The following is a 20,738-nucleotide window of genomic DNA, read 5'->3' as shown; positions in this document are numbered from 1 at the left end:
GAGCCCGGCCACACTATTGAATTCCGGTAAGGACGCGAAAAATCCGCTTGCGCTATTCTGGCATGCGCACCGCCGGGCCACGCGCGGCGGCCTTTCCACAAACTGCATCACAGGAGACCAACATGAGCTATCTCGACCGAGACCCGTTTGGCATTTACCGTGACCGCGACAACGATGGCCCCGGCCCGCACCTGATGGGTGCCGACACGCTGATGGGCGAAGACGTGTACAACCGCCAGGAAGAAGACCTGGGCGACATTAAAGAAATCATGATCGACATGCAGTCCGGCAAAATCGCCTATGCCGTGCTGTCGTTCGGCGGCATCCTGGGTATGGGCGACAAGCTGTTCGCCGTGCCATGGCAGGCGCTGCAACTCGATACCGTCAACAAGCGCTTCATCCTGGACGTGGCGAAAGAACGCCTGGAAAACGCCCCCGGCTTCGACAAGGACCGCTGGCCCGACATGGCGAGCGCCGAATTCGGCAGCCAGATCAGCAGCTTCTGGGGCGGCGCCGCGCAGGCGATGCCTGGCCAGATGACCTCCACCGGCAGCGTGATGAGCAGCGGCAGCAGCACCATGCAGAGCGGCTCGAGCTTTGGCCAGAGCCAGTCGGGCAACCTGTCCGGCGGTTCGGGCAGCAGCATGGGCAGCGGCAGCATGGGCAGCAGCAGCGGCCTGTCCAGCCAGAGCGGCAGCCTGGGCAGCGGCACCGGCCTGGGCAGCGATGCACTGGACCTGGGGCGCGGCGACTCCGACCTGACCGACAAGAACGTCAACCAGGCCGGCGGGCTGTCGAACCAGAACACCAGCATCGACCCGAACAAGAAGTACTGACAGGCCTGGCCGCCGTAGTGCCGTTAAGTTAAGCGTAATCCGGCACATTGGAAGCGCATGCATCCACCCCAACAGCGAAGGGCTGGGATCAGACCCGCCGGGTCTGATCCCGGAATTTGCACTTGGGGTGGACTTAACAGAACGGCATTACCGCTCCGCGCGGCTTTTGACTACCTCTGCATCGACTCCCACACTTTAAACAAGCGCTTGACCGACACCGGCATCGGCGTGCGCAACTCCTGCGCGAACAGCGAAACGCGCAATTCCTCCAGCATCCAGCGATACTCCACCAGTTTTGGATCGGTATTCTTGCCGGCCGATTTCTCGCGCATCACGCGCAGGTAAGGCTGCGCCGCCTGGTGCCAGTCGGCCATCGATTTCGCATCGCGTGCCGGATCGGTGCGCAGCTTTTCCAGCCGCACGTTCATCGCCTTCAGGTAGCGCGGGAAATGCGCCAGCTGCGCGAATTCGGTATCGAGCAGGAAGCGCTTGTGCACCAGCCCTTTCAGCTGCTCCTGCATGTCGGCCGCGGCCTGCGGGTTGATGCCCTGCAGCCGCTTCGGCAAGCCGTGGAACTCGGTCAGCACCTGCGACACCAGCCGGGCGATCTCGTTCACCAGCAGCACCAGCCGCGACTTGCCTTCGTCCTTGCGCTTGTTGAACGCGGCCGCATCGAGCGGCAGCGGATCCTGCAGGCAGGCGATGTCGATCGCCTTGGCGATGATCTGGTCGCGCAGTTCCTCCTGCGTGCCCATGCTCATGAACTGCATGCCCATCTGCTGCAGGTTCGGGATGCTTTTCTCGACGAACTTGATCTGGTCCTTCATCTGCAGCGCGAACAGGCGGCGCAGGCCGATGCGGTGCGTGCGCGCGGCCACGTTCGGATCGTCGAACACTTCCAGGTCGCAGTGCGTGCCCTTGTCCACCAGCGCCGGGAAGCCGATCAGGGTCAGCTTGCCCTGCACGATCTCCAGCAGTTCGGGCAGTTCGCCGAACGACCATGACGTGATGTTCGTATGCGCGGCGGCCGGTGCCGGGGCGGTGGCTGCCGGTGCCGGCACGGCCGCACCCGGCATGCCACCCGCCTTCACCTCGCCCGCGATACCGCCGTGCTTTGCGCCCCTGTCCGGCCCCTTGTCCTGTCCCTTCTCCGCCCGTCCTCCGCCCAGCTGCGCCAGCGAAGCGGCGGATGCGGGCGGCGCGTTTTCCGCCATCCTCTGGAAACTCTGCCGCGCCTGGATGCCGTATTCCGCCTGCAGGGTGGCCAGGTTGCGGCCCATGTCCAGCTGGCGGCCATGCTCGTCGATCACCTTGAAGTTCATGAAATGGTGCGCCGGCAGCTGTTCCGGCTTGAAGTCGGAGGTCAGCACCGTGATCGTGATCTGCTCGCGGATGTCGGCGATGATCGCGTCGACCAGGTCGCCGCGGCCGAACGCCTGCTTCTCGTGGATGCGGTCGCAGAACTTCTGCGCATACTCGGGCAGCGGCACCATGTGCCGGCGCAGTTTTTGCGGCAGCGATTTCAGCAGCAGGTGCACCTTTTCCTTCAGCATGCCCGGCACCAGCCATTCGCAGCGCTCGCGCGACAGCTGGTTCAGCGCATACAGCGGCACGTGCAGCGTAACGCCGTCGCGCACCGTGCCCGGCTCGAAGTGATACGTGAGCGCCATCTCCACGCCGGCGGCCAACAGCTTCTTCGGGAACAGCTCGGTCGTCACGCCGGCCGCCTCGTGCCGCATCAGGTCTTCCTTGACGAGGTACAGGATCTTCGGCTCGGCCTGCGCGGCCTTCTTGTACCAGGCTTCGAAACCGGCACCGTTGACCACGTCGTGCGGGATCAGCTTGTCGTAGAACGCCTCGATCAGCTGGTCGTCCACCAGCACGTCCTGCCGGCGCGACTTGTGTTCCAGGTTCTCGATTTCCTTCACCAGCCGGTGGTTGTGGGCGAAGAACGGCGCGCGCGTGTCATAGTCGCCGGCCACCAGCGCGTCGCGGATGAAGATCTCGCGTGCCTCGGCCGGATTGTGCAGCGCATAGTTGATGCGGCGCTGGCTGTAGATCGTCAGGCCGTACAGGGTGGCCTTCTCGGCCGCCGTCACCTGTGCCGGGCGCTTTTCCCAGCGCGGTTCGCCCCACGATTTCCTCAGCAGGTGCGCGCCGATCTTTTCCAGCCACTCCGGCTCGATCTTCGCGATGGTGCGCGCGTAGAGCCGCGTGGTCTCCACCAGTTCGGCTGCCATCACCCACTTGCCGGCCTTCTTGCCCAGCGAGGAACCGGGCCAGATATTGAACTTGATGCCGCGCGCGCCCAGGTAGCCGGGATCGTCTTCCATCTTGAAGCCGACGTTGCCCAGCAGGCCCGTGAGCAGCGCCATGTGCACCTGCTCGTAGGTGGCCGGCGTTTCGTTCATGCGCCAGCCCTGCTCCTTGACCAGCGTGAGCAGCTGGGAATGCACGTCGCGCCACTCGCGCAGCCGCACCTGCGACAGGAAGTTGGCACGGCAGTTGTCCTGCAGCTGGCGATTGGTCTTCTTGTGCTCGATGGCTTCCTCGAACCAGCGCCAGATCTTGATGTAGGAAAGGAATTCGGACTTTTCATCGGCGAACTTCTGGTGCGCCTGGTCGGCCGCCTGCTGGTGCTCGATCGGCCGGTCGCGCGGGTCCTGCACCGACAGCGCGGCCGCCACGATCAGCACTTCGGTCAGGCAGGTGAAGTCCTGCGCGGCCAGGATCATGCGCCCCACGCGCGGATCGAGCGGCAGCTTGGCCAGCTTGCGGCCCAGGTTCGTCAGCCGGTTGTCGTCATCGACGGCGCCCAGTTCCTGCAGCAGCTGGTAGCCGTCGGCGATCGCGCGCGCCAGCGGCGGTTCGATGAACGGGAACGTCTCCACGTCCGCCAGGTGCAGGGACTTCATCCGCAGGATGACCGATGCCAGCGACGAGCGCAGGATTTCCGGATCGGTAAACTTCGGCCGCTTGTTGTAATCCTCTTCGTCGTACAGCCGGATGCACACGCCATCGGCCACGCGGCCGCAACGGCCGGCGCGCTGGTTGGCCGCGGACTGCGCCACCGGTTCGACCTGTAGCTGCTCGACCTTGTTGCGGTAGCTGTAGCGCTTCACGCGCGCCAGGCCGGCATCGACCACGTAGCGGATGCCCGGCACCGTCAGCGACGTCTCGGCCACGTTGGTGGCGAGGACGATCCTGCGCTGGTTCGTGGTGCGGAACACGCGGTCCTGCTCCTCCACCGACAGGCGGGCGAACAGCGGCAGGATTTCCACGTGCGGCGGATGGTGCTTGCGCAGCGCCTCGGCCGCATCGCGGATCTCCCGCTCGCCGGGCAGGAACACCAGCACATCGCCGGGGCCGATGCGGCATACCTCGTCGACGCCGTCGAGGATGGCATCCATCAGGTCTCGCTTTTCCTTTGCGGCGGCGGCCGTGCGCATTTGCGGTTTCGCCGCGTTTGCCCCTTCCGGCAACCTGACCGGCTCGCGCTCCACCGGCCGGTAGCGCACTTCCACGGCATACAGGCGCCCGGAGACCTCGATCACCGGCACCGGCGGCTTGCCGTGCTGGCTGAAATGGCGGGCGAAACGCTCGGCATCGATAGTGGCGGACGTGATGATCACCTTCAGGTCCGGCCGGCGCGGCAGCAGCTGCTTCAGGTAGCCCAGCAGGAAGTCGATGTTCAGGCTGCGTTCGTGCGCCTCGTCGATGATGATCGTGTCGTAGCCCTTGAGCAGCGGGTCTGTCTGGGTTTCGGCCAGCAGGATACCGTCCGTCATCAGCTTCACGTACGCGCCCTTGTGCAGGGTATCGTTGAAGCGCACCTTGTAGCCCACGTGCTCGCCCAGCGGCGAGCCCAGTTCCTGGGCGATCCGCTTGGCGGTCGAGGAAGCGGCGATGCGGCGCGGCTGGGTGTGGCCGATCAGGCCCTTTTGCCCGCGGCCCAGCTCCAGGCAGATCTTCGGCAGCTGCGTGGTCTTGCCGGAACCGGTCTCGCCCGAGACGATCACGACCTGGTGCTTCGACAATGCCTCGGCAATCTCGCCCCGCCGGCCCGACACCGGCAAGTCTTCCGGGAACGTGATGGGCGGCAGCGGATTGCGGAACAGCCGTTCGGCCTCGCGCGCGGCAAGCTGCTCGGGCGTTGGTTTTTCGCGCGCGCCACCCTGCCTCGGCGCGCGCTTTTCGCCCGCGGCACCCTGCTCCGGCGTTGCTTTTTCCCGTGGCGCGCCGCCGCGGCGGCCGTCATCGCGGCGCGGGGTACGCGCTTCGTTCGTTTTCGGGGAAGAAGAGGAAGGGGACTGCTTGATGGCTTCAGACATTGTTTTTACGAGGTTTTGCTGCGAGTTTTACGACGAATGCCGCGCAGCGAATTATAATGCGGCGCATGGAAAATCCCGTCGAATTCGTCCAGTGGCTGCGTTCCGTCGCGCCTTATATCCACGCCTTCCGCGGCAAGACGTTCGTGGTGGCCTTCCCCGGTGAACTGGTGGCGGCCGGCGCCCTGCCGGTGCTGGCGCACGACCTGTCGCTGCTGCACGCGCTCGGCATCAAGGTCGTTGTCGTGTACGGCTCGCGGCCCCAGGTCGCCGAACAGCTGGCGCTGCGAAACGTCGAGGGCCGTTTCCACAACGGCATCCGCGTCACCGATACCGCGGCGATGGAATGCGCCAAGGAAGCCGCCGGCGAACTGCGCCTCGATATCGAAGCCGCGTTCAGCCAGGGCTTGCCGAACACGCCGATGTCGAACGCGGCGATCCGTGTCATTTCCGGCAACTTCGTCACGGCCCGTCCGCTCGGCGTCATCGACGGCGTCGACCTGGAACTGACCGGCGTGACGCGCAAGGTCGATGCCGAAACGATCCACTCGATCCTGGCCGCCGGCGGCGTGATCCTGCTGTCGCCGCTGGGTTTCTCGCCCACCGGCGAAGCGTTCAACCTGACGATGGAAGACGTGGCCGTCTCGGCCGCCGTGGCGCTGCATGCGGACAAGCTGATCTTCATCACCGAGACCGAGATGCTGCGCGACCTGGCCGGCACGGAAATCCGCGAACTGTCGTCGCACATGGCCGAAGCCGTGCTGCAGGCGAATTTCCTGTCGCCGGAAAGCGCGTTCTACCTGCGCCACTGCGTCAAGGCCTGCAACAGCGGCGTGGAACGTTCGCACATCGTGCCGTTCGCGATGGACGGTTCGGCCATGCTGGAACTGTTCACGCACGATGGCGTGGGCACCATGATCAGCCACGAGAACCTGGAAAGCCTGCGCCCCGCCACAATTGAGGACGTTGGCGGGATTATCAAGCTGATCGAACCGCTGGAAGCGGACGGCACGCTGGTCAAGCGCGGCCGCGAGCTGATCGAACGGGAAATCAATTATTTTTCCGTCATCGAACACGATGGCGTGATCTTCGGCTGCGCCGCGCTGTACCCGTTCCCGGAAGAGAAGATGGCCGAAATGGCATGCCTGACGGTCAACCCCGAAGTGCAGGCGCAAGGCGATGGCGAGCGGATCCTGAAGCACATGGAAAACCGCGCGCGCGCCTCCGGCATCACCAGGCTGTTCGTGCTCACCACCCGCACGGCGCACTGGTTCATCAAGCGCGGCTTCGTGCCGGCCACCGTGGATGCGCTGCCGAAGGACCGCCAGCGCATGTACAACTACCAGCGCAAGTCGCAGGTGCTGGTCAAAACGCTGTGAGCGGCGTTTGCCCGAGAAGCTTTACAATGCACGTTTCTGCACACTGAGGAGCACCCGAGATGGCCCGTACCGTCCAATGCATCAAACTGAACAAGGAAGCCGAAGGCCTGGACTTCCCGCCGTATCCAGGCGAACTGGGCAAGAAGATCTATGAATCCGTGTCGAAAGAGGCCTGGGCGGCCTGGCTGAAGCACCAGACCATGCTGGTCAACGAAAACCGCCTGAACCTGGCCGACGTGCGCGCCCGCAAGTACCTGGCCGCGCAGATGGAAAAGCATTTCTTCGGCGAAGGCGCCGACGAAGCCCAGGGTTACGTGCCGCCGACGGCGTAAGCACTGCTCCCTCAGCAAAACGGCACCCGCGGGTGCCGTTTTTCATTTCAAGGCGCTGTCGGCCTCGTTTGAACCCAGGCGCAAACCTGGGGTCAGACCCCCGTCACCGCAAACGACCGGGCTTGCCGCCAGCGGTATCGGGGGTCTGACCCCGGCAGTTGCCGCCGCTTGCCAGCTCAACAAACCCTGCGGGTCTGACCCCGGCAGTTGCCGCGCTTACCAGCTCAGCGTCTTCACACCCTCGGCGGTACCCAGCAGGCACACATTGGCGCCGCGCGCGGCGAACAGGCCCACGGCGATCACGCCGGTGATCCCGTTGATGGTGTTTTCCAGCCCGACCGGATCGGTGATCGACAGGCCGGCCACGTCGATCAGGTGGCCGCCGTTGTCGGTGACGAACGGCTCATCGGTACCCGGCTTGACGCGCACCTTCGGCTGGCCGCCCAGCGCCGCCAGCTGGCGGAACACGGCATTGCGCGCCATCGGGATCACTTCGACCGGCAGTGCGAACTTGCCCAGCGTGCCGACCAGCTTCGAGCCGTCGGCGATGCAGACGAACGATTTCGACACCGATGCCACGATCTTCTCGCGCGTCAGCGCCGCGCCGCCGCCCTTGATCATCGCGCCGGAAGCGTCGATCTCGTCGGCACCGTCGATGTAGACGGCGATCGAGTCCACCTCGTTCAGGTCGAACACGGGAATGCCGTGGCCTTGCAGGCGCGCCGCGGTGGCTTCGGACGAAGCCACGGTGCCCTTGATGCGGTGCTTGATGGCGGCCAGTTCGTCGATGAAGAAATTGGCGGTCGAGCCGGTGCCGACGCCGATGATTTCGCCGTCGACCACGTAGCCGATGGCGGCGCGCGCCACGGCCTGTTTCAGTTCGTCTTGAGTCATGATTGAGGATAGGGGATTACGGATTCGAGGGCCGCCATTTTAACAGCGCACCGGGCGGCCTTTGTGGGAAAATAGCCAATCTCCATAGGTCAGCCCAACAGAACATGACATCCACGCCCACCGCCCCCACCGACTCGTCCCCCGCCGCGCCCACCACCGCGCCCACGGTCCTGATCGTCGACGACAGCCGCGTTTCCCGCCTGGTGGCGCGGCAATACATCCTCGCGCTGCACGCCGACTGGACCGTGGTGGAAGCGGCAACCGGCGAGGAAGCGCTTGCCAGGGCGCCGGAAGTGCAGCCGCAACTGGTGCTGATGGACGTGAACATGCCCGGCATGGGTGGCATCGCCTGCGCCGAGAAGCTGCGTGCGCTGCTGCCCGATGCGCACATCTCGCTGCTGACGGCCAATGTGCAGGACGCCACCCGCAACCGCGCCAGCGAAATCGGCGTCGGCTTCATGGAAAAGCCGATCACGCCGGAACGCATCGCCCGCCTGACCGCCCTGCTGGGGCATTGACATGGTCGCCGCCATGGTCGCGCTGACCGAGCTGGAACACGACGCGCTGGTCGAGATCTTCAACATCGGCGTGGGCCAGGCCGCCGCGGCGATGAGCGGCATCGTCGGCGAGGAAGTCACGATGTCCGTGCCGTCGATCACCTTCCTCAGCCGCAGCGAAGCGGCCCAGCTGCTCGAGGAGGCGCACCGGAACAACCAGGGTTCGCCCGATAACAGCAGCAACGAACGCATCTGCGGCGTCAGCCAGCATTACGAAGGCGCGTTCTCGACCGAAGCGCTGCTGATGTTTCCCGAGGACAAAAGCCTGGAAATCGTGCGCCTGATGGTGGGCGAGGCGGTGCCGCTGGCCGAGCTGTCCGGCATGGAACAGGAAGCGATGAGCGAGATCGGCAACATCATCCTCAATTCCTGCGTCGGCACGCTGGCCAACATCTTCCAGCAGGAACTGCACGGTTCGCTGCCGGTCTACCACGTGGGTTCCAGCGACGAGATCCTCGACGCCACCGGCACCCGCGCCGATACCGTGGTGATGATGCTGCACATCGACTTCATCCTGGAAAAGCACCAGATCCACGGCTACGTCGCCTTCATCCTCGACGTGACCGCCCTCACCGACCTGAAGGAACAGATCGACCGCTACCTGCAACGCGCGATGGGACTTCAATAAGGATGCACCCGTCCCGCCTGCCATTGCTGGAAAGCGTGCTGGAAGCGGTCAGCGCCGGCATCGTCGTCGTCGACCAGGACCGCCGCATCGTGCTGTGGAATAAATGGATGAGCCGCCATACCGGCTGCGCCGCCCACAAGGCGCTCGGCATGGACCTGTTCGAGCTGATGCCCGAGCTGCGCGGCGGCCGCGTGGAAGCCGCCGTCACGCAGGCCCTGACGAACCATTTTTCCTCGCTGCTGTCCCCCACCCTGAACCGCGCACCGTTTCCGCTGTATTCGAACCCGGCCGCGATCGCGCGCAGCGACCGCATGCAGCAGGCCATCGCCGTCACGCCGCTGGCGTTCCCCGACGGCCAGGGCGGTTCCCACTGCCTGATCCAGCTGAACGACGTCAGCATGGCCGCCGCGCGCGAAAAGCTGCTGCGCGAACAGACCGAACTGCTGCGCATGCAGACCTTCTCGGACGGCCTGACCGGCGTTGCCAACCGCCGCGCCTTCGACGCCGCGATCGACCGCGAAGTGCGGCGCGCCAAGCGCAACGGCGGCATGCTGTCGCTGCTGATGATCGACATCGACCATTTCAAGCCCTACAACGACCATTATGGCCACCAGAAAGGCGACTGGTGCCTGATCCAGGTGTCGGCCGCCCTGCAGGCTTTGCTGCAGCGCTCGGTGGACATGCTGGCCCGCTACGGCGGCGAGGAATTCGCCGTGATCCTGCCGGACAACGATCCGCGCCAGGCGCTGCGCATGGCCGAAACGCTGCACGAACGCGTGCTGCAGCTGGCGATCCCGCACGAGTACGGCGGGCCGGAACAGCAGGTCACCGTCAGCATCGGCGTGGCCACGCTGCAGGCGGGCCAGACGGCCACGCCGGCCGCCCTGATCGGCGCCGCCGACGGCGCGCTGTATGCCGCCAAGCGCCAGGGCCGCAACCGCATCGTCTCGGCACTGCCCGAACAGGCGCCCGGCGGCCAGGCACCGTAAAGTACAGGAACGTGATGTAATGTGATGCGATGTGGCGTCACGTGATGTGACGCGCTGTGACGCGCTGTGACGCGCTCGCGACCGGCGCAGCCGGCCATCGCCACGGCTACCGCTGCTGCAGGATCTCGCGGTCGATCGCCTTCAACGGCACGCTCTTTTCCACGCCGCCGCGCTTCACGGCTTCCTTCGGCATGCCGTAGACCACGCAGCTTTCCTCGTCCTGCGCCACGGTGCGGGCGCCGGCCTTGCGCATTTCCAGCAGGCCGGCGGCGCCGTCGTCGCCCATGCCCGTCATGATGATGCCCAGCGCATTGGCGCCCGCGTGCCGGGCCACGGAGCGGAACAGCACGTCCACCGAGGGCCGGTGCCGGTTCACCAGCGGGCCGTCGATCACGTCGACGCAATAGCGCGCGCCATCGCGGCGCAGCAGCATGTGCTTGCCGCCGGGCGCGATCAGCGCGCGGCCCGGCAGCACGCGGTCATTGTGCCGCGCTTCGCGTACTTCGATCTGGCACAGCTTGTCGAGGCGGTCGGCAAAAGCAGCCGTGAACTTCTCCGGCATGTGCTGCACGATCACGATGCCCGGCGTCACGCGCGGCAGCGCCGTCAGCACTTCCTCGAGCGCCAGGGTGCCGCCGGTCGACGTGCCGATGGCCACCACCCGCTCGGTGGTCTGCAGCGGCGTGCGGGCCTCTGCCGCCGGCGGCAGGATCGCATCGGCGGTCAGCTTGGCGGGCGCCTGGGCGGGCGCGGCCGCGCGGGCGGCGAGCCGGCGCACGTTGACCTGCGCGGCGGCGCGGACCGCGCTCACCAGCTCGGCGGAACTGTCGTTGAGGAAGTCCCGCAAGCCCAGTTTCGGCTTGGCGATCACGGCCACCGCGCCGGCCGCCATCGCCGCCATCGTGGTCTGGGCACCCTTCTCCGTCAGCGTCGAGCAGATGATCACCGGTGTCGGGCGCTCGGCCATGATCTTCTTCAGGAAGGTGATGCCATCCATGCGCGGCATCTCCACGTCCAGCACGATCACGTCCGGCCATGCCTGCTTCATCCGTTCGATCGCCAGCAGCGGGTCCGATACGGCGTGCAGCAGGCGGATGCCGGGCGCCGCCGCCAGCATTTCACCGACGATCTTGCGTACCACGGCCGAATCGTCGACGACCATCACATTCACAGGCTTCATCAATTCCCACGACCCTTCCATGGATGCGGCAACGCCCGCGAACGACGCGCCCGCACGGCGCAGGGGCGGCATGGCCAGGCCACGCGCCGCGCTCCGTCACGGGGTTCGTCCAGGCGCACCTTGCCGATCATGCGCCTTGCCGCTCAGGTACCTTGCGGCCATGCACCTTGGCCGTCATGCGGCCTGGCGATCGCGCGCCTGCCCCGCCGCGGCCTTGCGGTACACCGACGGTACCACGGGCTGCACCGCGTTGCTGATGTCCTGCAGGCTTTCCGAATGGCCGATGAAAAACTGGCCACCCGGCTTCAGGCGCGACGTCACACGCGCCACCACCTGCCGCTTGGTCTCGGCATTAAAGTAGATCATCACGTTGCGCAGGAAGACCACGTCGAACATGCCGAGTTCATTGGGCAGCTGGGTGTTCAGGTTCACCTGCCGGAACTGCACACGCTGGCGCAGCGCCCGGTCGACCAGCAGCGTGCCCTGCTGCTCGCCGATGCCTTTCAGGCAAAAGCGCTTCAGGTAGCCGGGCGGCACATGCGAGGCCCGCTCCATCGGATAGTGCGCGACGCGGGCGCGCTGCAGCACGCGCGTGCTGATGTCGGACGCCACCACTTCCCACGGCGCGTTACCCAGCACGTCGGCCAGCACCATCGCGATGCTGTACGGCTCCTCGCCGGACGAACAGGCCGCGCTCCACACGCGGAACGGCGTGGTGCCGGCGCTGCCGTGCGCCGTGGCCGCTTCGCGCAGCAGGTCGAAATGGCGCGCCTCGCGGAAGAAGTAGGTTTCGTTGGTGGTCAGCAGGTCGACCGCGACCTGGGCCTCCTCCGGATGCCGCCCGTCGGCCAGCAGCTCGAAATACGCGTCATAGCTGTCCAGCCCGAAGTGGTGCAGCCGCTTGGCAAGCCGGCCGCTGACCAGCGCCTTCTTGGCATCGGACATCGTGATGCCGGCGATGTCGAGGATGAAGCGCTGGAAGCGCGCGAATTCGCGCTCGTTGATCGCGATCGCGCTCATGCCGCCTGGGCTTCGCTGTCGACCAGCGTGGCCAGCCCGTCCAGCGCCAGCACGTGCGCAACGTTCAGCAGGATCACGAACTTGCCGTTCACCTTGGCCATTCCGCCGATGAAGTCGCCGCGGATGCGCGTGCCGAACGACGGCGCCGGCTCGATCTCGGCCAGCGCGATGTCGAGCACCGCGCTGACGGCGTCGACCACCACGCCCGTCACCTGCCGTTCGCCATCGGCTTCCAGTTCGACGATGACGATGCAGGTGCGCTTGCCCGGCACCGCCAGCGGGCGGCCGAAGCGGGCCGCCAGGTCCATCACGGGCACCACGGCGCCGCGCAGGTTGATCACGCCGCGGATCGATTCCGGCATCATCGGCACTTCGGTGATGCCGGAGAACTCGATGATTTCCTTCACGGCCATGATGCCGATGCCGAACGCTTCGCCGCCCAGCATGAAGGTCAGGTATTGCGCGGACTCGCTTGCCGCCGCGCCGCTGTCTTGCTTGGTGTGTTTCATGATCGGTCCATCAGAAGTTGGTGAAGCTCTTTTCATCCAGCTCGCCGTGCGTGAAATCGTCGGCCGGGCGCAGGTTGACGCCACGCCGTGCCGGCCGGGCGCTGCCGGTGCGCACCTTGGCCACGACCCGCGCGCCATGGTTGCCGGCCAGGTGGAAGAAGCTCATCGCCTGCTGCAGCTGCTCGGCCTGGCCGCTCATTTCCTCGGCGGTGGCGGCCAGCTCCTCGGAGCTCGACGCGTTCTGCTGCGTGCCCTGGCTCATCTGGCCCACGGCCGAGTTGATCTGGCCCACGCCGGCCGACTGTTCCTCGGAGGCGGCGGTGATTTCCTGCACCAGGTCGGACGTCTTGCGGATGTTCGGCACCATCTGGTCCAGCAGCGCACCGGCCCGTTCGGCCAGTTCCACGCTGGACGTGGCCACTTCGCCGATTTCCTGCGCCGCCACCTGGCTGCGCTCGGCCAGCTTGCGCACTTCGGCCGCCACCACCGCGAAGCCCTTGCCATGTTCGCCGGCGCGGGCCGCCTCGATGGCCGCGTTCAGCGCCAGCAGGTTGGTCTGGTAGGCGATATCGTCGATGATGCCGATCTGTTTCGCGATCTGCTTCATCGCCGTCGCGGTGGCCTTGACGGCTTCGCCGCCTTCGGCCGCCTCGCGTGCCGCCTGGGTGGCCATGCCATCCGTGACGCGGGCATTCTCTGTGTTCTGCGAGATCGACGCCGTCATCTGCTCCAGCGATGCCGAGGTTTCCTCGACGCTGGCGGCCTGCTCGGAAGCGGCCTGCGACAGCGACTGCGCCGTGGCCGACACTTCCTCGGAGGCCGAGGCCAGCGACTGCGCACTGGCGTTGACATCGCCGACCACCTGCGCCAGCTTGTCCATCGTGCCGTTCGAGTATTCCTTCAGCTTGCCGAACGCGCCGTGGTATTCCTTGTCGATGCGCGAAGTCAGGTCGCCTTCGGCCAGTGCCGACATCACGCGCACCACGTCGTCGATGCTGGCGCCGGTCGTCGCCACCAGCTGGTTCAGGCCATCGCCCATCTCCTTCTGGAAGCCCTGCATGCCCGCCGTGTCGACGCGCGCCTCGAAGTTGCCGCGGTTGGCGGCCTCGATCACGGCGCGCTGGCCGGCGATCACCAGGCGCAGCTTGCCCACCATCTGCGCCACGGCGAACAGCATGCTGTGGTTGTCGCCCTTGCGGACGGCGACTTCGCCGGACAGGTCGCCGTCGGCAATGCGCGTCAGCAGTGCGGCCGCGTAGGCCGGTTCGCCGCCGAGCGTGCGCGTCAGGCTGAGGGTGATCCAGAACGCCATGCCGATGCCCATCAGCACGGCCAGCGTGCCCAGCATCACCTGCTGGTTGCGGGCGCTGACATACGCCTCGGTGGCTTCCTGGCCGGATTTCGCCATCGAGTCATCCTGGTGTGCGATCAGCTTGCGGATCGTGGCGATATAGGTCGTCTGGATGCCTTCGAGCTTGTTGACCAGCAGGTCGCGCGCCTCGGCGCGCTGGCCGGCGGCGACCAGGCGCAGGAACTCTTCCTGGATCACGCGGTATTGCTCGCGCGTTTCCACCACGGCCTGGAGCACTTCCTTGCCTTCCGGCGAGGCGACGACCTTCTTCAGCTTCTCGAGCGTCTCGCGCAGCTTGGCGCGTTCCGCCTCGATCGTCGCCAGCTCGCGGCGTGCCACCGCCGCATCGTCGAAGATCACGACATTGCGCATCGCGATGGCGATCGTGGTGATGTTGCCGATCAGGTCGTGGGCCATGGTGACCTTCGGGTACTTGTCGGCGACCAGTTCGTTGACGTTGTCGCTGACGCCGGCCAGGCTGCGGATACCCAGCAGGATGCTGGCCGCCAGCAGGATGCCGACGACGCCGAAGCCCAGGGCCAGGCGGGCGCTTACTTTCAGATTACGGAACAAGATTGTCTCCTTGCGGCCACCGGCCGCGGGTTGTTTGCGGGTTTTTTAACGGATTGAAGCGGTCTTGCAACGGCGCTCAGAAGCGGGTAAAGCTGGCTTCGTCCAGCCCTGCCTCGGCAAAGGCCGGTTGCAGCGCGATGTTCTGGCGCTTCGGCACGGCGGCCGCGCGCGGCACGCGGCCAGCCGGCTTGCGCACCGACGAACCGCTCTCGAGTTTGAAGAAGCCCATCGCGGCCTGCAGCTGCTCGGCCTGGCCGCTCATTTCCTCGGCGGTGGCGGCCAGCTCCTCGGAGCTCGACGCGTTCTGCTGCGTGCCCTGGCTCATCTGGCCCACGGCCGCGTTGATCTGGCCCACGCCGGCCGACTGTTCTTCGGACGCGGCGGTGATTTCCTGCACCAGGTCGGAGGTCTTGCGGATGTTCGGCACCATCTGGTCCAGCAGCGCACCGGCCCGTTCGGCCAGTTCCACGCTGGACGTGGCCACTTCGCCGATTTCCTGCGCCGCCACCTGGCTGCGTTCGGCCAGCTTGCGCACTTCGGCCGCCACCACGGCGAAGCCCTTGCCATGTTCGCCGGCACGGGCCGCCTCGATGGCCGCGTTCAGCGCCAGCAGGTTGGTCTGGTAAGCGATATCGTCGATGATGCCGATCTGCTTGGCGATCTGCTTCATCGCCGTCGCGGTGGCCTTGACGGCTTCGCCACCTTCGGCCGCCTCGCGCGCCACCTGGGTGGCCATGCTGTCCGTGACGCGGGCATTCTCGGTGTTCTGCGAGATCGACGCCGTCATCTGCTCCAGCGATGCCGAAGTTTCCTCGACGCTGGCGGCCTGCTCGGAGGCGGCCTGCGACAGCGACTGCGCCGTGGCCGACACTTCCTCGGAGGCCGAGGCCAGCGACTGCGCGCCGGCGTTGACATCGCTGACCACCTGCGTCAGCTTCACGATCATCTGGTTCATCGCATGCAGCAGCTGGCCCGTCTCGTCGCGCGAATCGCTCTCGATGCGCACGGTCAGGTCGCCTTCGGCGAGGCTGTTCGCGGCATTGACCGCCTTGCGTAGCGCGCCGGTAACGGACAGCGTGATCGACGCGCCGATGATGATCGCCACCAGCAGCGCGCCGCCGGTCATCAGCATCACGGTGGCGCGGGTATCCTCGTAGGTATGCTTGGCGGTCTCGGTCAGATCCTGCATCAGCTTGCCCTGGTGCTTGATCAGCGCGTCCAGAGCCTGGATCAGCTCCCGGTTGGCGGGCGCGTAGTCATTGCTGATGAAATCGGCGCCTTGCTGGCGGTCGGCGCGCATCAGGGCATAGAACTTGTCGTACTTGACGTCCAGCGCCACGCGCTTCTCGGATACGGCGCGCAGCAGTTCCTTGCCGCGCTCGGAGAACACCACTTTTTCCATCTCGGCGATGCGGCGCACCGTATCGGCACGCATGCCCTCGATGGCCTTGCGGTGGCGCTCGATCTCGCTCTCGCTGCTGGTCAGCAGCATGCCGCGCATGTGGCGCCCGGCATCGATCGCGTCGCGCACCATGTCCTGCGCGGCGATCACCTTGGGATAGGCCTCGCCGGTGATCTCGTCGGTCACCTTGTCCATGTCCGCCATGCGGGTAATGGCCAGGAACGCGACGCCCAGCAACAGCAGCAACAGCACGCCGAAGCCCAGCCCCAGGCGAACGCCGATTTTCAAGTTCTTAAGCACGATGGCTCTCCAGGATCAGTAAAAAACAATAAGGTTGTTGGAAGTCATTCGGCGACCGCATGGCGTTCGCTCTCGACGCCGGACAGCAGCGCCGCCATGTCGAGGATCAGTGCCACGTCGCCATTGCCGAGGATCGACGAGCCGGACAGGAAGCGCGCGCCGGCGAACACCTTGCCGAGCGGCTTGATCACGGTCTGGAACTCGCCCAGCAGCGAATCGACGACGAGGCCGGCCCGGCTGCTGCCGTAGCGCACCACCACGATGCTCTGGCGCCGTGCCGGCGCGCCGGCGAGCGCGAAGCGTTCGCGCAGCCGCACGAACGGCATCGGCGAGCCGCGCAGGTCGATGTAGTCGGAAGCGTGCGCACCTTCCGCATCGTCGCGGAACTCCACGCATTCTTCCACCATGTCCATCGGGATCACGAACACGGACTTGCCGACGCCGACCTGGAAGCCGTTGATGATCGCCAGCGTCAGCGGCAGGCGCACGGTCACCGTGGTACCCGCCCCTTCCGTGCTGGCGATTTCCACGCTGCCGCGCAGCGCCACGATGTTGCGCTTGACGACATCCATGCCCACGCCGCGGCCGGACAGGTTGGTCACCTGCTCGGCGGTGGAGAAGCCCGGCTCGAAGATCAGGCCGAAGATTTCCTTGTCCGACAGCACGCGGCCCGGCTCCACCAGGCCCCGTTCGATGGCCTTGGCCAGGATGCGGTCGCGCTTGAGCCCACCGCCGTCGTCGGAGACTTCGATCACGATGCTGCCCGAGTCGTGGTAGGCGTTCAGCGCCACCGTGCCCTGGGCCGGCTTGCCGCGGGCGACGCGCACGTCGGCCGGTTCGATGCCGTGGTCCATCGCGTTGCGTACCAGGTGGGTCAGCGGGTCGCCGATCTTCTCGACCACCGTCTTGTCCAGTTCCGCGTCCTCGCCGGAGACCTGCAGGCGGATATCCTTGCCGATCTCGCGCGACACGTCGTGCACCACGCGCTGGAAACGGTTGAAGGTGGCGCCGATCTTCACCATGCGCAGCTGCAGCGCGCTGTCGCGCACTTCCTCGACCAGGCCGGACAGGGTCGAGGTACATTCGAGCAGGTCGGGGATCTGCGTGCGCCGGGCGATCAGGTTGGCGCCCGCGCCGGCGATGATCAGTTCGCCGACCAGGTTGATCAGGCGGTCCAGCTTGTCGGCGTCGACGCGGATCGAGCGGTTTTCCGGCTGCGCCTTCGGTTCCGGCGCCTGGCGCTGTTTCGCCAGCGCGGCTTCGACGACGGTGGGCAGCACGGCGCCCTGGCCGACCAGGATCTCGCCCAGCGGCACGCTGCCGGTGCCGGCGGCCTGCACGGCCAGCGCCTGTTCCAGCTCGTGCGCCGTGACGCTGCCGCAGCGCACCAGCATTTCGCCCAGGCGCTCGCGCTCGTCCGGCACTTCGTCGAGCCAGGCCAGGTATTCGGTGATGCGGTTTTCCGGCGGCAGGATGCGGATCTCGCAATCGTCGCGCACGAAGTCGAACACGCCATCGATGGCGGCCTTGTCGGCACTGCTCAGGAAGCCGATCTCGAAACCCAGGTAGCACGCTTCGGGATCGAATTCGGCGGCCGGCGGCAGCGCGTCGGCCAGCGTGGCGATGCCCGTGATCGTGCCCATCTGGCCCAGGTAGCGCACGAACGACAGCGGATCCATGCCGTTGCGCAGCACATCACGGCCGAAGCGCAGCGAGATGTGCCACTGCCCGGAAATGCCGGCTGCCGCCGCGGCGGTGGCCGTGGTCCGGGCAGGCGCCGGCGCGCCGGCGCCATCGAGATAGCCATGCAAGGCTTCCAGCAGCGGCGCACCGGCCTCGACCAGTGCCGTGTCGCTGTCCAGCGTGCCGGCCTCGACCGCGTCGACCAGGTGGCCGATATGGTCGCAGCAGCCCAGCAGCAGCGCCACCAGCCCGTCGTCGACCGCAACGGCGCCGTCGCGTACCTTGTCCAGCACGCTTTCAGCCACGTGGGTGAAGTCGACCACCGCGTCCAGGCCGAACATGCCGGCCGAACCCTTGATCGTGTGCGCGGCGCGGAAGATCGCGTTGACCGCTTCCGGGCCATCGTGCGCTACGGCCAGCAGCGCGTTTTCCATCTGTTCGAGCAGCTCGCGGCTCTCGGCGATGAAGGTGTGCATCACCTGGTCGATATTCATGCGGCGCGTCCTTCCACGTTGCTTGCCTCGCTGGTTTCCCGGATACCGGCGAATGCCACGCCGAGCAGTGCGAACACGTCGCGCACGGCGGCGCTGGCGCCCTGCACGCGCAGCGTCTTGCCGAGGCGCGCGGCTTCCTGCCGCGCCACCAGCAGCAATTGCAGGCCGGCGCTGTCGAATTCGGTGACGGCGGACAGGTCGAACACCGGCGCGGCATGCTGCCGCACCGCGTCCAGCAGCACGTCCTTCAGCTCCGCCGCGCGATAGATCGTCAGCTCGCCTTCGACTGCCAGGGCCGCAGCGGGCCCTTGGCTCTCGCCAATACTCATGTGGTTCTCCGTGGGGAATCTGCCGCGGCCGGACGGCCGCGGGCAAGTGGCTTTAAGGCATGACCAGCTTCTGGACGGCCGCCAGCAGCGCTTCGGGCTTGAACGGCTTGACCATCCAGGCACGCGCGCCGGCCGCCTGGCCCTGCGCCTTTTTTTCCTGCTGCGATTCGGTCGTCAGCATCATCACCGGCGTGAACTTGTACGCGGGACGGGTCTTCAGCTCGCGCACGAAGCTGATGCCATCCATGTTCGGCATGTTGACGTCGCTGATGATCAGGTTGACTTTCTGACCGGTCAGCTTGGCCAGCGCATCGACGCCGTCGCTGCCTTCGATGACGTCGTAGCCGGCCTGGCGCAGTGCGATGCCGACAACCTGGCGGATCGATGCCGAGTCGTCCACGACCATGATGGTTTTTGCCATGTGAAGCTCCTAGAAAAAGGTGATTTCTTCGTCCTGCTGCGGCGCCGGCTTGGCGCCGCCCAGGTGAAGCGTGTGTTCTTCGGCCATCGCGTACGTGCTTTCCAGCTCGGCGAGCAGCGGGCGCGGATCGATCTCCAGCGCCCTGCCCGTGGCATCCTGTTCATCCAGGTACGACGGCAGGCGCGCGATGTTCTGCTGCACGTGCGCCAGGATCTGGCTGACACGGTCCTGGAACTGCAGCTGCACCAGCGCCTCGGCCACTTCGGACTTGATGCCGGCGCTCTCCGCCTGCAGCACGTCGGACGACTGCACCAGCGCGTCGGTAACGCCGCGGAACGCGGTCAGCACGTTGCCGATCATCTGCTCGGAAGCCTGTACCGCCTGGCCTTCGGCGCGCATCGACTCGGTCGCCGCGCCACAGGTGGCATTGATCGCCGCGCTGATCTGGCCGACCTGCTGCGCGATATGCTTGCCGGCATCGGCCGAGCGGTTCGACAGCATGCGCACTTCGTTGGCGACGACGGCGAAGCCGCGCCCCGCCTCGCCGGCGCGGGCCGCCTCGATGGCGGCGTTCAGGGCCAGCAGGTTGGTCTGCCAGGCGATGCTGGCGACGTCCGCCGCCATCGTCTGCAGCTGGGCGGTGATCTGCTGCAGGCCTTCGATCTTCTGCAGCATCTGGCCCTTGCTGGACGCGGCGCTGGCCAGCATGTCCAGCAGCGAGCGCAATTCCTTCTCGCTGGCGGCGAATACCTCGACGATGCTGCCGCCTTCATGGTTGCGTGCCGCGCCGGAGGTGGCCAGCGCCTGCTCCAGCTTGTATACGATGCCGGAAAAACGCTCGACCAGCGCGACCACGGCCTGCTCCATCTGCGTGCGCGACGCGTCGATGTGCGAGGTCCACACGCCCGACACCTGCTCGGCGAAGTCGCGCCGGCTGGACAGGTATTCGCGGGCCAGCCCGGATTCCTGCGCTGCCGCGCCCGGGTGGAAGAAGAAGGCACAGGCACCGGCGGCCAGCAGCACGGCGGCGATGGCGAAACCATGCCATTGCCAGCCGGCCAGCGGCACGATGGCGCACGTGGCCGCGACGGCCAGGGCCAGGGGATAACAGGAATGCAGGGGGCGTTGGCGCATCACGCGTCGCTCGTCTCGTCGGCAAGGGTTGAAATGGCAATTAACGATTGCCGCGCTGGTTTGATTCGGTGCCATGGAATGTGAAATCTGTGGCACGGACATATGATTGCAGGGTTTATTGCCGTAGCGCAAGGCAACGTCGAATAAATCGGCGACGGTGGTCGCAAAAAACCGACACCGCTTGAAGAGAAGCTAACGTGTTGTCGCGATTGAATTTTTTTTCCTGCCGGAACGGCCTTGCCAGTATATATAGCCGAAATAAACATCCAAAGCAGTGTGCAGATAAAAGCATTACCCGACTTTTACTACAATGCCTGCTTTCGCCAGCGGAGTGACTTGCCTTATGCATGCCGGATCAGCACGGGAGCAATCGACGTTATTAAATTGAATATTTATTAT

Annotated in this window: 17 protein-coding genes; 6 read left to right on the top strand and 11 right to left on the bottom strand. The window is 66.0% G+C overall.

Translation table 11 applies throughout. The features are described 5' to 3' along the window. Positions 1 to 122 precede the first annotated feature (122 nt). A complete protein-coding gene (locus EYF70_RS04860) occupies positions 123 to 836 on the top strand; it encodes a PRC-barrel domain-containing protein (RefSeq protein ID WP_131144398.1) in 714 nt (237 codons plus the stop codon). Positions 837 to 1,006: 170 nt separating this feature from the next. Here the strand turns inward: EYF70_RS04860 and hrpA are convergent, their stop codons facing one another. Further along, positions 1,007 to 5,167: an ATP-dependent RNA helicase HrpA gene (gene hrpA / locus EYF70_RS04855; protein WP_131144397.1), complete on the bottom strand. Its 4,161-nt coding sequence runs from the start codon at positions 5,165 to 5,167 to the stop codon at positions 1,007 to 1,009. A 65-nt stretch (positions 5,168 to 5,232) separates the two neighbouring features. Between hrpA and argA the strand changes: the two genes are divergently transcribed. Both argA and EYF70_RS04845 read left to right on the top strand, forming a co-directional pair. Then, a complete protein-coding gene (gene argA, locus EYF70_RS04850; RefSeq protein ID WP_131144396.1) occupies positions 5,233 to 6,543 on the top strand; it encodes an amino-acid N-acetyltransferase in 1,311 nt (436 codons plus the stop codon). 59 nt (positions 6,544 to 6,602) lie between these two features. Then, entirely contained in the window at positions 6,603 to 6,875 is a 273-nt protein-coding gene (locus EYF70_RS04845) for an oxidative damage protection protein (RefSeq protein ID WP_131144395.1), read from the top strand. Between the two features lie 216 nt (positions 6,876 to 7,091). Here the strand turns inward: EYF70_RS04845 and rpiA are convergent, their stop codons facing one another. After that, on the bottom strand, positions 7,092 to 7,769 hold the full coding sequence (gene rpiA, locus EYF70_RS04840; RefSeq protein ID WP_131144394.1) for a ribose-5-phosphate isomerase RpiA: 678 nt from the start codon (positions 7,767 to 7,769) through the stop codon (positions 7,092 to 7,094). 104 nt (positions 7,770 to 7,873) lie between these two features. Here rpiA and EYF70_RS04835 point away from each other — a divergent pair, with 104 nt between their 5' ends. Genes EYF70_RS04835 through EYF70_RS04825 form a run of 3 tightly spaced genes read left to right on the top strand, consistent with a single transcriptional unit; the run spans position 7,874 to position 9,943 of the window. Continuing rightward, the gene (locus EYF70_RS04835) at positions 7,874 to 8,287 is read left to right on the top strand and encodes a response regulator (RefSeq protein WP_131144393.1); all 414 of its coding nucleotides are present in this window, start codon (positions 7,874 to 7,876) and stop codon (positions 8,285 to 8,287) included. A 13-nt stretch (positions 8,288 to 8,300) separates the two neighbouring features. Then, positions 8,301 to 8,954 carry a chemotaxis protein CheC gene (locus EYF70_RS04830; protein ID WP_131148894.1) on the top strand — a complete coding sequence of 218 codons (654 nt, stop codon included), beginning with the start codon at positions 8,301 to 8,303 and terminating at the stop codon, positions 8,952 to 8,954. A 2-nt stretch (positions 8,955 to 8,956) separates the two neighbouring features. After that, positions 8,957 to 9,943 carry a sensor domain-containing diguanylate cyclase gene (locus tag EYF70_RS04825; protein WP_131144392.1) on the top strand — a complete coding sequence of 329 codons (987 nt, stop codon included), beginning with the start codon at positions 8,957 to 8,959 and terminating at the stop codon, positions 9,941 to 9,943. Between the two features lie 106 nt (positions 9,944 to 10,049). Here the strand turns inward: EYF70_RS04825 and EYF70_RS04820 are convergent, their stop codons facing one another. The 9 genes from EYF70_RS04820 to EYF70_RS04780 form a co-directional block, all read right to left on the bottom strand. Next, entirely contained in the window at positions 10,050 to 11,123 is a 1,074-nt protein-coding gene (locus tag EYF70_RS04820) for a protein-glutamate methylesterase/protein-glutamine glutaminase (RefSeq protein ID WP_131144391.1), read from the bottom strand. Positions 11,124 to 11,297: 174 nt separating this feature from the next. Beyond that, positions 11,298 to 12,143 carry a CheR family methyltransferase gene (locus EYF70_RS04815; RefSeq protein ID WP_131144390.1) on the bottom strand — a complete coding sequence of 282 codons (846 nt, stop codon included), beginning with the start codon at positions 12,141 to 12,143 and terminating at the stop codon, positions 11,298 to 11,300. Continuing rightward, positions 12,140 to 12,652 carry a chemotaxis protein CheW gene (locus tag EYF70_RS04810; protein WP_218943752.1) on the bottom strand — a complete coding sequence of 171 codons (513 nt, stop codon included), beginning with the start codon at positions 12,650 to 12,652 and terminating at the stop codon, positions 12,140 to 12,142. The genes EYF70_RS04815 and EYF70_RS04810 overlap by 4 nt, the downstream gene beginning before the upstream one ends. Before the next feature lie 10 nt (positions 12,653 to 12,662). Further along, positions 12,663 to 14,576, bottom strand: a complete 1,914-nt coding sequence (locus EYF70_RS04805; RefSeq protein WP_131144388.1) for a HAMP domain-containing methyl-accepting chemotaxis protein — start codon at positions 14,574 to 14,576, stop codon at positions 12,663 to 12,665. Positions 14,577 to 14,652: 76 nt separating this feature from the next. Next, on the bottom strand, positions 14,653 to 16,278 hold the full coding sequence (locus EYF70_RS04800) for a methyl-accepting chemotaxis protein (RefSeq protein WP_131144387.1): 1,626 nt from the start codon (positions 16,276 to 16,278) through the stop codon (positions 14,653 to 14,655). A gap of 44 nt (positions 16,279 to 16,322) precedes the next feature. Further along, complete coding sequence (locus tag EYF70_RS04795) at positions 16,323 to 18,455, bottom strand: chemotaxis protein CheA (protein WP_131144386.1); 2,133 nt, start codon at positions 18,453 to 18,455, stop codon at positions 16,323 to 16,325. Further along, entirely contained in the window at positions 18,452 to 18,784 is a 333-nt protein-coding gene (locus EYF70_RS04790; RefSeq protein WP_131144385.1) for an STAS domain-containing protein, read from the bottom strand. The genes EYF70_RS04795 and EYF70_RS04790 overlap by 4 nt, the downstream gene beginning before the upstream one ends. Before the next feature lie 52 nt (positions 18,785 to 18,836). Beyond that, entirely contained in the window at positions 18,837 to 19,205 is a 369-nt protein-coding gene (locus EYF70_RS04785; protein ID WP_131144384.1) for a response regulator, read from the bottom strand. Positions 19,206 to 19,214: 9 nt separating this feature from the next. Beyond that, positions 19,215 to 20,339 (bottom strand): methyl-accepting chemotaxis protein, encoded by a 1,125-nt coding sequence (locus EYF70_RS04780; RefSeq protein WP_131144383.1) that lies wholly within the window; start codon positions 20,337 to 20,339, stop codon positions 19,215 to 19,217. Between the last annotated feature and the right edge of the window lie 399 nt (positions 20,340 to 20,738).

The sequence above is a fragment of the Pseudoduganella albidiflava genome, from assembly GCF_004322755.1.
GTDB classification, from domain to species: Bacteria; Pseudomonadota; Gammaproteobacteria; order Burkholderiales; family Burkholderiaceae_D; genus Rugamonas; species Rugamonas albidiflava.
Note: the sequence above shows the minus strand (reverse complement) of the source record. Positions and strands in the feature narration are given on the sequence as shown.

What these genes read in the sequence shown, in the direction of transcription:
- EYF70_RS04860 (WP_131144398.1), top strand. Translation starts at nt 123, where the DNA reads ATGAGCTATCTCGACCGAGACCCGTTTGGCATTTACCGTGACCGCGAC.
- hrpA (WP_131144397.1), bottom strand. Translation starts at nt 5,167, where the DNA reads ATGTCTGAAGCCATCAAGCAGTCCCCTTCCTCTTCTTCCCCGAAAACG.
- argA (WP_131144396.1), top strand. Translation starts at nt 5,233, where the DNA reads ATGGAAAATCCCGTCGAATTCGTCCAGTGGCTGCGTTCCGTCGCGCCT.
- EYF70_RS04845 (WP_131144395.1), top strand. Translation starts at nt 6,603, where the DNA reads ATGGCCCGTACCGTCCAATGCATCAAACTGAACAAGGAAGCCGAAGGC.
- rpiA (WP_131144394.1), bottom strand. Translation starts at nt 7,769, where the DNA reads ATGACTCAAGACGAACTGAAACAGGCCGTGGCGCGCGCCGCCATCGGC.
- EYF70_RS04835 (WP_131144393.1), top strand. Translation starts at nt 7,874, where the DNA reads ATGACATCCACGCCCACCGCCCCCACCGACTCGTCCCCCGCCGCGCCC.
- EYF70_RS04830 (WP_131148894.1), top strand. Translation starts at nt 8,301, where the DNA reads ATGGTCGCGCTGACCGAGCTGGAACACGACGCGCTGGTCGAGATCTTC.
- EYF70_RS04825 (WP_131144392.1), top strand. Translation starts at nt 8,957, where the DNA reads ATGCACCCGTCCCGCCTGCCATTGCTGGAAAGCGTGCTGGAAGCGGTC.
- EYF70_RS04820 (WP_131144391.1), bottom strand. Translation starts at nt 11,123, where the DNA reads ATGAAGCCTGTGAATGTGATGGTCGTCGACGATTCGGCCGTGGTACGC.
- EYF70_RS04815 (WP_131144390.1), bottom strand. Translation starts at nt 12,143, where the DNA reads ATGAGCGCGATCGCGATCAACGAGCGCGAATTCGCGCGCTTCCAGCGC.
- EYF70_RS04810 (WP_218943752.1), bottom strand. Translation starts at nt 12,652, where the DNA reads ATGAAACACACCAAGCAAGACAGCGGCGCGGCGGCAAGCGAGTCCGCG.
- EYF70_RS04795 (WP_131144386.1), bottom strand. Translation starts at nt 18,455, where the DNA reads ATGAATATCGACCAGGTGATGCACACCTTCATCGCCGAGAGCCGCGAG.
- EYF70_RS04790 (WP_131144385.1), bottom strand. Translation starts at nt 18,784, where the DNA reads ATGAGTATTGGCGAGAGCCAAGGGCCCGCTGCGGCCCTGGCAGTCGAA.
- EYF70_RS04785 (WP_131144384.1), bottom strand. Translation starts at nt 19,205, where the DNA reads ATGGCAAAAACCATCATGGTCGTGGACGACTCGGCATCGATCCGCCAG.
- EYF70_RS04780 (WP_131144383.1), bottom strand. Translation starts at nt 20,339, where the DNA reads ATGCGCCAACGCCCCCTGCATTCCTGTTATCCCCTGGCCCTGGCCGTC.